The sequence below is a fragment of the Dyella silvatica genome, assembly GCF_026283955.1.
Taxonomy (GTDB): domain Bacteria; phylum Pseudomonadota; class Gammaproteobacteria; order Xanthomonadales; family Rhodanobacteraceae; genus Dyella_C; species Dyella_C silvatica.
The window spans coordinates 1-11,994 of the sequence record NZ_JAPDPE010000147.1; the positions used below are offsets into that span (position 1 = coordinate 1).

Annotated in this window: 12 protein-coding genes and 2 pseudogenes; 8 read left to right on the top strand and 6 right to left on the bottom strand. The window is 60.2% G+C overall.

All coding sequences use genetic code 11. The features are described 5' to 3' along the window. Both OUZ52_RS20530 and OUZ52_RS20535 read right to left on the bottom strand, forming a co-directional pair. A pseudogene (locus OUZ52_RS20530) lies at positions 1-195 on the bottom strand (XVIPCD domain-containing protein); the annotation flags it as partial. Continuing rightward, the gene (locus OUZ52_RS20535; protein WP_266160421.1) at positions 192-725 is read right to left on the bottom strand and encodes a hypothetical protein; all 534 of its coding nucleotides are present in this window, start codon (positions 723-725) and stop codon (positions 192-194) included. The gene OUZ52_RS20535 and the pseudogene OUZ52_RS20530, both read right to left, overlap by 4 nt. Positions 726-1,188: 463 nt before the next feature. Here OUZ52_RS20535 and bla point away from each other — a divergent pair, with 463 nt between their 5' ends. Beyond that, positions 1,189-2,226, top strand: a complete 1,038-nt coding sequence (gene bla, locus OUZ52_RS20540) for a class A beta-lactamase (RefSeq protein WP_266160422.1) — start codon at positions 1,189-1,191, stop codon at positions 2,224-2,226. Positions 2,227-2,309: 83 nt separating this feature from the next. Here bla and OUZ52_RS20545 read toward each other — a convergent pair whose 3' ends face one another. Next, entirely contained in the window at positions 2,310-3,185 is an 876-nt protein-coding gene (locus OUZ52_RS20545) for an SDR family oxidoreductase (RefSeq protein ID WP_266160423.1), read from the bottom strand. A 92-nt stretch (positions 3,186-3,277) separates the two neighbouring features. Between OUZ52_RS20545 and OUZ52_RS23100 the strand changes: the two are divergent. The 6 genes and pseudogenes from OUZ52_RS23100 to OUZ52_RS20575 form a co-directional block, all read left to right on the top strand. Next, positions 3,278-3,649 (top strand): annotated as a pseudogene (locus OUZ52_RS23100) (helix-turn-helix domain-containing protein); the annotation flags it as partial. 19 nt (positions 3,650-3,668) lie between these two features. Then, positions 3,669-4,058, top strand: a complete 390-nt coding sequence (locus OUZ52_RS23105; protein WP_266160424.1) for an MmyB family transcriptional regulator — start codon at positions 3,669-3,671, stop codon at positions 4,056-4,058. Positions 4,059-4,073: 15 nt separating this feature from the next. Beyond that, on the top strand, positions 4,074-5,102 hold the full coding sequence (locus tag OUZ52_RS20560) for a 2-dehydropantoate 2-reductase (RefSeq protein ID WP_266160425.1): 1,029 nt from the start codon (positions 4,074-4,076) through the stop codon (positions 5,100-5,102). A 130-nt stretch (positions 5,103-5,232) separates the two neighbouring features. After that, positions 5,233-5,997 (top strand): hypothetical protein, encoded by a 765-nt coding sequence (locus tag OUZ52_RS20565; protein WP_266160426.1) that lies wholly within the window; start codon positions 5,233-5,235, stop codon positions 5,995-5,997. An 86-nt stretch (positions 5,998-6,083) separates the two neighbouring features. Further along, positions 6,084-6,758 carry a hypothetical protein gene (locus OUZ52_RS20570; protein WP_266160427.1) on the top strand — a complete coding sequence of 225 codons (675 nt, stop codon included), beginning with the start codon at positions 6,084-6,086 and terminating at the stop codon, positions 6,756-6,758. Positions 6,759-6,938: 180 nt separating this feature from the next. Continuing rightward, a complete protein-coding gene (locus OUZ52_RS20575) occupies positions 6,939-7,616 on the top strand; it encodes a class I SAM-dependent methyltransferase (RefSeq protein ID WP_266160429.1) in 678 nt (225 codons plus the stop codon). Between the two features lie 88 nt (positions 7,617-7,704). On the opposite strand, the gene OUZ52_RS20580 is transcribed toward OUZ52_RS20575, so the two are convergent. The 3 genes from OUZ52_RS20580 to OUZ52_RS20590 all read right to left on the bottom strand — a co-directional run bounded on the left by OUZ52_RS20580 (position 7,705) and on the right by OUZ52_RS20590 (position 10,469). Then, on the bottom strand, positions 7,705-9,234 hold the full coding sequence (locus tag OUZ52_RS20580) for an FAD-dependent monooxygenase (RefSeq protein WP_266160430.1): 1,530 nt from the start codon (positions 9,232-9,234) through the stop codon (positions 7,705-7,707). A gap of 185 nt (positions 9,235-9,419) precedes the next feature. Next, a complete protein-coding gene (locus OUZ52_RS20585; RefSeq protein ID WP_266160432.1) occupies positions 9,420-9,821 on the bottom strand; it encodes a DUF4288 domain-containing protein in 402 nt (133 codons plus the stop codon). 252 nt (positions 9,822-10,073) lie between these two features. Then, a complete protein-coding gene (locus OUZ52_RS20590) occupies positions 10,074-10,469 on the bottom strand; it encodes a hypothetical protein (RefSeq protein WP_266160433.1) in 396 nt (131 codons plus the stop codon). Between the two features lie 327 nt (positions 10,470-10,796). On the opposite strand from OUZ52_RS20590, the gene OUZ52_RS20595 reads away from it, so the two are divergent. Beyond that, on the top strand, positions 10,797-11,957 hold the full coding sequence (locus OUZ52_RS20595; RefSeq protein WP_266160434.1) for a Vgb family protein: 1,161 nt from the start codon (positions 10,797-10,799) through the stop codon (positions 11,955-11,957). The last annotated feature ends 37 nt before the right edge of the window (positions 11,958-11,994 follow it).

An 11,994-nucleotide genomic window follows, 5' to 3' on the forward strand; every position in this document is an offset into this window, starting at 1 on the left:
GGTGCCGCAATGCGCGACCACGACCTCACCGGTACCTTCGCGCAGATAGGCGGTTCCCTGATATCCGTTCAACTTATTGTGAACTTCATCCAGCACCCGATAGTGGACGCCACCCAAGACCACCTCTTGACCGACTTGATGGGTGTTGTAGGCGTCGTCCGCCAGCCTGGCGTGATCTTCGGTGCCGATGGTCATGGCGTCTCCTTCCTGGAAGACAAGGTGATGTGGAAAACAGCCTGGCGAATCTGCGGCGAAACCTCCGCCAGCGGTTGCCCGCCATCGCCATATTTCAGGCCATCGCTAGCCGACAGATCGGCAAGGGGGAAATAAACATCGACGGATTTCTCGGCGACCAGATCCTCATTCAAGATGCTCGGTCGCAAGTCGATGCTGTTGCCGTTGATCTTGAACACCGCCATGGCCGACGACATGACCCAGTGGCAGACACCCAGGCCGTAGTAATCGGCATCGAGAAAATGGTCGGTGACGACTGTGCCTTTATACGTGTGCTCGTCGACTTTCTTGATGTCGAACGGAAGAAACTGCGCCAGATTGCTGTGATGCCCGCTTACCGGGTCGGGCGCCACACAGGCATCGCTGTTTTTCACCACGTACTGCATCGACCCGCTCACCGAATCGAACCCCTTCGGCGCACCATCAACCGTCATGGTGATCTCGTAATGCTGCTTGGGGTTGGGGTTTGGCTTGATATCGGGAGTTTTCATAGGTGAGCTACATGCAGTGGCGATCAGGGCGATAGACAGGAGTGGCGAGAAGATCAGGCGTTTTTGCATGGAGGTCCCGCTTGGTAACAATGTGTAGGTGGCGTGATGGTGGCTTAGCCAGAATCGCCGGCCCCTTTGATGACGATAGCGCGCGATACCGCCCAAGCCTAGCCTGCGGGGCAATCGCATAAAGCTGCGTGAGATCAACCTGGGAACGGTGCCGCTTAACGCATCCTGCGCACCGGCTTTACGGCGGCCGGCCCACAGACCAGGCGTGACGTGGCCGCGTCTCTCAAGCCATGTCCAGCTAACCGCGCCGGACCAACTCACCGCCAAGTCGTGAACCCGCTGACGGCTGCGCGAGTCATCGCCCAAGGCTTTCGCCGCAGCGGGCGCGGGCCGCATCATCTGGCTAGACTTCGATGGACAGAACAAGCCACTACGCTCAACCCAAAGACATTCGATGAGAAATCCCCAGGCTCTGTGTACGACTCTTCTGCTGTCAGCCTGCTTGCTGCTGTGCGCTGGCTGGCCGGCCCTGACCGTTGCCGCCGATGGCCCGAATCAGGTCGCTATCCAGGCCAGTACGCATGCTGATCTGCAGGCCTCGCTGGACGCCCTGGCTCAACGCGCCCGTCCCGGTCATCTGGGTATAACCGTGCTCGACTTATCAAGCCATTCGCAGTGGCGAGTCAATGCCAGCTCGGCTTACCCGATGATGAGCGTATTCAAGGCGCCGCTAGCCGCCGTCGTGCTGGCCCAAGTCGACCAGGGGCGCTTATCACTGCAGCAGCAAGTGGTGATCACGCGTGCGGAGGTGGTCGATGGCACCGCCGTCCCCTCGATCGGCACCCATTTTCATGGCGAGCGGATGAGCTTTTCTGTCGAGCGACTACTCGTCGCCGCCGTCAGCGAGAGTGACAGCACCGCTGCCGACGCCTTGATGAAAACGGTGGGCGGAGCTGACGTAGTTACGGCCTTTTTGCGGGAACATGGCATCGCCGGCATGCGCGTGGATTTAGATGAGGCTGGGGTAGAAAGTATTTTCCAGGATCTGCCTCAAGGCGTGCAGCCCGCTGCTGACGAAACGACACAGCAAACGTTACGGCGGCATCAACGGGGGTTCCAGGCTTTTCTGGCCGACCCACGTAACCGCAGCACGCCTGACGCCGCTGCGGACTTCCTCGACAAACTTTGGCGCAGGCAACTGCTCTCACCCGAATCCAGCCAACGTTTGTTGAACCTGCTGTACGCGCAAACCATACCCAATCGGCTACGCCGTGGCCTGCCCGCACAAATCAAGCTAGCGGACAAATGTGGCACCGCCAAGGGATTAGAAGGCCGAACCGCGGCCTATAACGATATCGGCATTCTGAGCTTGCCGAACGGACACACCGTCATTGTGGCGGCCTTTCTCACCGACTCGACCGCGAAGGACATTGACCTGGAGGCGTTGTACGCCGACCTGGGCCGCAGCGTCGTCACGGCGCTGCAACCCTGAAATGATGCTCAGGGTTGCCCGTCGCGCTGTTTGCTCTGCGACGACTTACGCGCCGCAGAGATTCGACGCGCCGAAGACTCCCATCAGCGTAGCTGTCGAAGGTCGGCGATAAGCCCAGGCCCGCTCGGACGCCAGCCCAGTTGATCCTGGGTCCGCTGGCTCGATGCGGTGATGTCGAACGCCGCGAACATCGCAAGCCAGCCAAAATGCTCCGTCGCCTCCTCAGCGGATTTGGCCACGACGGGTATATTCAGGCGTTGGCCGATGACTTCAGCAATATCGCGAAGCGGCACGCCCTCTTCGGCCACCGCGTGATACCGGGCTCCGGCAGCACCTTGCTCCAGCACCAGCCGGTACAGATGCGCCGCATCCAGCCGGTGCACCGCAGGCCAGCGATTAAGCCCATCGCCGACATACGCCGAGACGCCCTTCTCGCGCGCTGTCTCGACCAGGTAACTGACCAGGCCTTGCTTAAGCGGGTCGTGAACTTGCGGAAGCCGCAGCACCGAAACGTGCACGCCCTGCGCGGCCACGGCGCTGGCGGCGGCTTCCGAGGCTACGCGGGGAATCGGCGAGTTGGGCGCGTCGTCCTCGGTGGCGGGGCGGCCGGGCGTGCGGGCAACGCCGGTTCCCGAGGTGACCACCAAAGGGCGGCCGGAGCCCGCGAGTGCCGAGCCAAGCGCTTCGATGGCGCGCCGATCCGTCTCGCAGTTCGCTTCAAATGTCGAGAAGTCGTGGATGAAGGCGGTATGGATCACCCCATCCGCGGCCGCCGCGCCGCTGCGTAAGCTTGCAAGATCTTCCAGTGAACCAGGATGCACATCCGCGCCTGCCGCGCGCAGCGATGCCGCCGCGGCATCCGAGCGAGCAAGCCCTAGCACCTGATGCCCCGCGGTGATCAATTCATCGACAACGGCCGAGCCAATGAATCCACTCGCACCGGTAACAAAGACACGCATAGTGAAGCCCTCTTATTGGATCGGGGGCCACTCTGGGTGCATCATCTATCGGGGTAAAGTAGTGACGTTATACGGGTATAAGAACTAACAGGATGAATACACCAGTCACCAACGACAACCTGCTTGGAACCTACCTGAAGGATCGCCGCACCAGACTCGATCCGGCGGCCTTGGGCCTGCCATTGTCACGCCGGCGAACACCGGGCCTGCGGCGTGAAGAAGTCGCTCAACGCGCCAACGTCAGCGCAACCTGGTACACCTGGCTTGAACAGGGCCGAGGCGGCGCACCCTCGGCCAGCGTGCTCAACCGAATCGCCCACGCGCTGATGTTGACCGGGGTCGAGCGCGAGCACCTGTTTCTGCTTGCGCTGGGGCGGCCACCCGAAGTTCATTACCAAGCCATCGAGGGCGTAACCCCACGATTGCAGCGCGTGCTCGATGCCATGGAATATTGCCCCGCCCTGGTGAAAACGTTCACCTGGGATGTCGTCGCATGGAACCGCGCATGTCCAAGCCAAGCAGTCGGATTGGCAAAGCGTTGCGCGTTTCGCAGTAGGCGCGTTTCGCGCCGATGTCGCACGGGCGGGAGCATCGAAAGAGGTGGAAGCGCTGGTCGATGAACTGATTCGACTCAGCCCCGAATTCGAAGCCATATGGCGCGACAACGATGTACGCGGGCATGGCGAAGGCATCAAGTATCTGCATCATCCGCAGGTCGGGCCGATCGCGCTGGAATATTCGGCCTTTGCCGTCGATGGCCGCCCCGACCTCAGCATGGTGATCTACCATCCGGCAACACCGGCCGATATAGAACGGATCAAAACACTGGTGAAATCCAAGCCTGAAGTCGCCACCGTGCCTCCGGCCAGCTAAACCTCTGAGGGCTATATGGCGAACATCTGGATCTACGGTGCAGGCTCGATCGGTTGCTACCTCGGCGGGCGACTGCAAGCGGCAGGCAGCGACGTGGGTTTCATAGGGCGCGAGCGCATGGGCGATGACTTGCGCAAGCACGGGCTGCAGCTTTCCAACTATCAGCATCAGCACTGGCAGGTGCCAGCCGACGCCATCCATTTTTCGACCGCGGCTGCGGCGGCGGCCTCGGCAGATCTGCTGCTGGTCACGGTAAAGTCCGCCGCCACATCCGTGGTCGCCACGGAATTAGCGCGCGTACTCAAGCCGGGCGCGGTGGTCATCAGTTTCCAGAATGGCCTTGGCCATGCCGAGGTGCTGCGCGCCGCACTGCCGCGGCACACGGTGTTGGAAGGCATGGTGCCGTTCAACGTCATCGCACGCGGGCCCGGTGCGCTTCACCAGGGTTCGCAGGGCGAGCTTGAAGTCAAAGCCGCCCCGGGCCTGCAAGCGTTTGTCGACGACTTCAGCAAGGCGGGCCTGCCGCTGATCCAGCATGCCCAGATGCTGCCGGTGCAGTGGGCAAAGCTGCTGCTCAATCTCAACACTGCGATCAATGCGCTGGCCAACCGGCCATTGCAAGAAGAACTCTCGCAGCAGGCGTATCGACGCTGCCTGGCCATGGCGCAGGCAGAAGCACTCGGCCTGCTGGCACAAGCCGGCATCCGGCCGGCAAAACTCACGCCGCTGCCGGCCAGCTGGATTCCTTCCATGTTGCGATTGCCCGATGCCTTGTTCCAGCGGCTGGGCAGCAAGATGCTGGCGATCGATCCGCTGGCGCGCTCATCCATGTCCGATGATTTGGCAGCCGGGCGCGTGACGGAAATCGACTGGATCAATGGCGAAATCGTGCGCCTGGCCGAACGGCTCGGCCAACCCGCACCGGTGAATACGCGCCTATGCGCATTGATCCGCAGCGCCGAGCAAAGCACCCAGCGCCCCGCCTGGTCCGGCGAGGCGTTGTTGAAGGAGCTGGCCAGCGCCAAGCTAGCCGGCGCCGATTGAGTATTCACCCCAGCCCATCAACAGGCGCAAACTTCGCTGCCAGTACAACCGGGCTACACCGATGGCGCCAGTCACCCGTTCACCATAACCCTGCCGTTTACCGAAACGGCACGAATAACAGGATCAAGCCATGACAAGGAATCTCGCCCTCTTCACGCCGTTCGCCATGCTGTTCGTCGCTACCACCGCCAGCGCCGGCTGGTACGAAGTGAAGAACTACGTCGGTACGGTCGGCGATGTACCGGTGCACGTCTCGCTGCAAACCTTCGACGCCATCAATCATGGCGAGCCGCGCCAATGGCAGGTCGCGGGCAGCTATTACTACGACGCCCATCGCACCCCGATTCCACTCCAGGGCAAGCGCCAGCCCGACGGCCACATGGCGTTATGCGAAGCGGCCGCACCGCTGTCCAGCGCCGAATCGCCCATCGTGCCCGCGCGCTCGGCGGCACACCCGGTGCCCTGCCCCATCTCGTTGAACGTCGCCGACGACAGCGCCACGGGAACCTGGAACGACGGCAAGAAAACCCTCCCGATCACCCTGCGCCAGGTCGGCAGTTTGAACGACACCAACGGCGCCAAGCATGCCGTTACCGGCGTGGTCGAAATTCCCATGTGGTATCACACCAAGAAACAACTGCTGCTGGGCATCTACACATCTACCGCGGATTGCCCCGCATCCATGCGCCACCTGCGGCTAGTCAATATCGCCACCGGCCACATCGATAACGACATCGCCCTCGACTGCCAGGCCGGCATGATCATGACCAACATCTACGCCAACGTCTCGCAGAGCTCAGTACCGCATAGCGTCACGGTGGGTTTCCAGGGCGGCAAGATGGGCAGTGACGAAGATATCGACATCGAGTCGCATGCCAGTCAAAAGAGGAAATAGATGACGGGTATAAGTGTTGTTCTTATCGCGCCGAACTCCGCAAACTCAGACAAATTCAGGACCACTTCCTCAGGGGGAGGAACCACATGGAACCGTTGCCGCTCAGCTTCACGGCGCTAGACGCGCAAATCGAGCAAACACCTCAGCATCCCTCCTATTCGGTGATTCTCTCGCAGAAAACAAAATGGGGTTTTGCCATGGCGGCGCTAGGAGGGGCACTAGGCCTTCTCAGCGTCAAAGTGCTACCAAACAATCAGCTGTACACACTGGTTCTCGCTGGCGTATTCGTGGCAGTCGAGCTAATCGGTGTCATTGTCATCGCAGTCTCACAACTTCCACGGAAATGGCCAACCTTTACTGAGGCACGCCGCGAGCTTGCCGAAGAACTCGATCTTGACCTTCCGAATCATGCCGCACTAATTCATTGGCTAGGTACCTTTCCACGCGACCAGCTTGAGACCTTGAGCGACTATGTCAGTTATCGGCGTGATCGCATGCAGGAAAGGCTGCCCCTGCTCACCGGCAGCATTGAAAAACTAGGCGCCCTACCTATCGTCATTGCGCTCTATCTTCAGTTCAAAGATATGCGCTGGCCACCGCATCCAAGCTGGACAGAAATCTTCCTGATCTTTGCGCTATTACTGAGCTATGGAGCAAGCCTGTTGCAGATCAGCGTTCGCTTCCGCCTTCAGCGCTATGACGCACTGCTGAAGAAAGCCCTAAGCACCCTGGATAAGCAGCCCGTCGTTAACCCCACTTGATTTCGTCATGCGGCATTCCCGAAACACCTGCGTGCATGCGATCCATCGGAGGTTGGGATGAGCGTACGCGAACCCCAACGATTCGCCGCTTGCCGCAACGTTGGGTATCACTTCGTTCAAGCCAACCTACTTTCCGCGCTTCGCGATAGCATGAGCCGCCTGGAACCATGGAGTTCTTTCTTGTCGTCTTTCTCCGACCCTAACGCTGTCGCTCGCTACGCCGAAGGCCCTGTCCGACAGGTACCTGGCTTTCATGGCATGCAACAGATGGCAGCGCTGCTGCTTGCCGAAAGCGTGCCTGACGATGGCCAAGTCCTAGTACTCGGTGCCGGTGGCGGTTTGGAGTTGAAAGTCTTTGCAGACGCACAGGCGGGGTGGCACTTCGTGGGAGTCGATCCGTCTGCGGAGATGCTCAAGCTTGCGAATCTCACCTTGGGCCCACTCGCCTCACGCGTCGAGCTCCACCAGGGCTACATCGACACCGCGCCAGCGGGGCCTTTTGACGGCGCCTGCTGCCTGCTGACGCTGCATTTCCTGGCTGCCGAGCAGCGTCTACATACGCTGACCGAGCTAAGGCGACGCTTAAAGCCCGCTGCGCCGCTGGTGGTTGCCCACCACAGTTTTCCGCAGGCCGTCGCTGAAAAATCGCGCTGGCTGTCTCGCTACGCGGCATTCGCGGCGGCATCCGGCATTCCTGCATCGGATGCAAAAAATGCCGCCGCCGCGATCAGTGATCGACTGCCCCTGCTATCTCCCGAGCAAGACGTAGCCCTGCTAACCGAAGCAGGATTCGACAATGTCGAGCTGTTCTACGCCGGGTTTACCTTTAAAGGCTGGGTCGCCTACAACCCATCCTGAAGTGTCAGCCCCAACTTTTTAAGCGCAGCAGGTTCGGTCATAGGTTGAGGTGAGCGCAAGCGAACAGGCTGCGCGTTGATGGCAGACATCAACGCCCGGGTTCGCCGAACCATCGGCACGCGGCCTGAGCAGCGTCTTCTTGATCAAGGCTAGCCTCGGCGGCCCAGGCGACGATGCCATCCGGGCGCACGAGCAGCGCGCTCAAGCCCAGCCGATCTTTGACGTCGCTTGCGACATAGCCGATCCGATCGCTCCAGCCACGAGCAAGCGCACGCAACGGTGTATGGGCGTCGAAGTCCAGCCATAAACCTTTGCCCTGGCCGAGAAGCGCGCCGAGCCTGGTTCCGTCGACCAGCTCGAAGTCGGGCACGCTGCGCCCCGCCAGCGGGTGACTGTCCCCCAAATCGTAGCGCAGAGAAACACCCCATACGCGCTCGGCGAAGTAGGTCGCCCCGTCACCGGTGTCGATAAGATCGCGGATGATGGCTTCGAGCGCGCGTGAACTGCGGCTAGGCCGCATGAGTGCCACCTGGGCGCGCGACCAATCAAGAACCCGCACCCCCACCGGATGCCGTTCACTGCCATAGCTATCAAGCAAACCGGCCGGCGCGTCGCCGCGTAGGGTAGCGGCCAGCTTCCAGCCAAGATTCATGGCATCGCCAAGCCCAAGGTTGAGGCCTTGGCCGCCCAAAGGGGAATGGATATGCGCGGCGTCGCCAGCGAGCAACACTCGCCCTTTGCGGTACGCCGTCGCCTGGTGGGCGCGATCCGTCCAGGTGGTAGCAAGCTGAAGGTCGGTCAACGTGACATCGGTGCCGGAGATATGCCGCAGCACCGCCTGCACCTGCTCCAGCGTGATCGGCTGGGTTCGGTGGTAAGCGCCCGCATCGAAATCGACCATCGCGATGGTCCCGGGCGGCGAATAGGTATACATGCCCGTGGGTGTGTAGTGGCGGCCCGGACGGAGCTTATCCGCATCGGCCATCCCTGCTTGCACGGAATAGCCGGTGAACTCCGGATCGGTGCCGACGAACTCAAAGCCGCCAGCCTTGCGCACCGTGCTGCGCCCGCCGTCGCAACCGACAAGCCAGCGCCCGCGAAACATCTCGCCACGGGCGCGAATCGTCACTTCTTCGTCCGACTGGTCAAAGCCCTCGACGCTAAGGCCACGCCTGACCTCCACCCCCATCGCGTTCGCGCGAGCGGCCAAGGCAGATTCGAGCTGCTCCATCTCGACCATCATGCTGGTACCAGCCGGACTTGGCAGGCGGTACGGCCACTTCGACGTGTCGATGTTGTCTTCGTAAAACTGGATGCCGGCGAAATGGCCGCCCGGACGTCGCGCCTGTTGCATCCAATGCGCGGCAGTCGCAGCGCTGCCGCCGGAGTCATCCTTCGCGCGCTGCGGCATCGCCATGTCGCCCAGTAACCCGCGACGATAAAAGGCTTCGATGGTCGGCGCCGAAAGGCCACGCATCCCGAACGGAAGGCGTTTTAACGGAGCGCGCGCGTCCTCGGCTTCTTCCAGCACCAACACCGAAAGATCAGCCAGGCGCAGCTCACAGGCGAGAAACAAGCCGACAGGGCCGGCACCGGCAATCACAACATCGTAGATCATGGATTAAATTCTCAAGCTCGTGGGCAGCTACCGTGTGGCAGCGGGGGAGGTTTCGATTCGCTGGCGAGCAGATTCGACCCATCCGCATTTGGCCTGCGAGTTTGGATGACTGCGCTGGGATCGAAACCGGATCTAACGACTACTGGCCGAACGCGTCTTTCTTTAGGCTTGGCATCTTATTTCGCTCACGCTTCTTTGGCACTTATGTTTCCCCTGAGCTGATCAAGCGATCTTGCTCGCTTTTTTAAATCGCTCAACTTAAGTGACTCGTGCTCCGTCCACATGATCTCGGAACCATCCTGCAACGGCTCATAGATCGGAAGTAGCTCGGTTATACCTTCAAAGACCCATTGAACCGGAACAGCGTCTGGCCCACCTTCATACGGAGTCGCTTCTTGGCTGGCTATCGCTTGAACCTTGCGATACGCCTCGTCGAAGTCGCTGGCTTGGACGATAACGGTGTTCTCCCAGGCCAAGAATCGACCATCGGGGTCGTTGTTGCCCATGGCATTGAGTTCAATGAACCGCAGCAAATACGAGCCCACATACCAGCCGACCGGAGAGAGATATTTCGAGTAGGTAACCATGCCGCCAACATACCTCCAATTCATTGTCACTGAGCCAGATGAGGCTCTAGACATAAGATCATTCGTCGCCTTGCAGTCCAAGTCCCCTTCACCGACATATCGACTTTGAACTCCAGCCCCTATCGATCAATGCAACAGTTTGTTGAAATCGTTCGGCTGACGCCCGAAGTTCAGCGTTCGCGTCGGGTGCCTAATCAGGGGCATTGCTAATACGTCGAATTTAGCCTGCGAGTAGATCGGCAGAACACTTAGTTACTTATCGCGCCCCTTCGTGACATGCCATGCAAAGCACGCAGCAAGCTCCGTGGGAATACCTGGCACCTGCTGATTTACCCAGGATCGGATCTCAGCCTCTTCATCCTTCGTCGCACCACCTGCCCACGCATCGACGTAGTGAGTCGTCCGTGGATCACCATGGAAGAAAAGAAATGGTGGATCGGAAATTGGACTATCTACGTAGATGATTCTCCAATCGCCTTTTGAAAACGATTGCAGTACCGAGACGGAAGAAGCGCCCAGCTGCTTCGCGATAGCAGGTGCCCAGACATTTTTTTGCGACGTCGAGAGACGACGATCAATGGCTTCGCAAGGCGATGCCCACGCCTGCGCAAAACCCAGCCACAGGCTGAAGAAAACTAGGTAACGCATAAACTCCCGCTCCTTGAGCACTTCATCCGCGCTGCAGGCAATGATAAGGCTTGGCACCAGCGCCCGAACTAAGCAATGGATCAAGTCGACGGCGTCAACGCCAACCTATTCGCCAGTGGACGGCTCGGCAACACCGTTCTCATCGGCGTGCAAGAAAAGAGACCGAGCGAGCTAGCCCCTTTGTTTGTGACATCGCCACGCTTAGCCGATGCCCTCATTTCCAGCACTTCGTCACCCCACATTCTCATACTTCCCCATGATAATTCACCGGGGTTATCACCCCGTTCGTCCCGTTATTACATCGGTAAAATCACAAGGAGCTACATGATGAAACGCATCCTGTACCTGGCCGTGCAGGCTATCGTGAGCACGACTCTGTTTGGCATGTCGGCACACGCGTCGACCGCCCAAGCCACGATCGGCGAATTCGCAACACCCTCCCCCGCCAGCTCGCCGCAGGGCGTCGACATCGCCAGCGATGGTGGCGTGTGGTACGCCGAGACCACCGCGGGGAAAATCGCCGTGCTGCACCCGGATCACAGCTCGTCCGAATTCCCCGTACCCAACGGCGGGCAGCCTTTCATTCTCAAGGCGGGCAAGGACGGCATCTGGTTTACCGATAGCGCAACGCATGCCATCGGACATCTGGACCCGGTCAGCGGGAAGATCGACGAGTTTGCGATCCCCTCCGGCGCGTCGCCGTTCTTTATCCAGATCGCTGCCGATGGCAGCAAATGGTTTACCGAGACCGCGGGTGTCGGCCGGCTCTCTCCGCGCGGCGAGATCACCGAATGGTCGGTGCCGTTGGAGCATGCCGATGACAACATAGAGCAACTAAGCCTGGACCCGTTCGGCAACGTCTGGTTCGCGGAACGCAATTTCGATGGTGTCGGCGCGGCTGGCACGAACAAGGTTCGCCGCCTCAATCCATGGACAAATGTGATCAGCACCTACACGGTGCCGACGCTTGGAGGCACGCCTTCCGGCATCGTGGCGAATGCCAACGGCACGATCTGGGTCTCGGAGTACTACGCCAATGCCCTGGCCCTGCTTGTACCTGCCATCGCGCCTCACAGCGATGCCGTGGTCGTGCCCGGCACACACACGGCAAGCAGTCAGGTCGCCCCCGTAGCGCGCGTCGTGACAGCACGCGTGCCCAGCACGAATACGTCCGTGCCTCCCAGCATCCATACCGTACAGCCGTCCGTAACGCAGGGCTGGATCGAATACCCCATTCCTACGGCCAAGGCCGAAGCGGAAGACATGCGCGTGGATTACCTGGGGCGCGTCTGGCTTGAGGAAGACACCGGCTTGCTCGGTCGCCTCGATCCGCTCGTGGCTCGATTTACCGAGTACACGATTCCATCGGTCAACAGCGGCTACTACAACATCGCACTGGACAAGAGGACGGACTTGCTCTGGTTCACAGAGGCCGGTGTCTTCGCGCCAGTGGCTACCAAGATCGGCTATTTGAATACGCAGCATTGAGTGGAAGCATGACCGGCACCATGGGTGCCGCTCATGC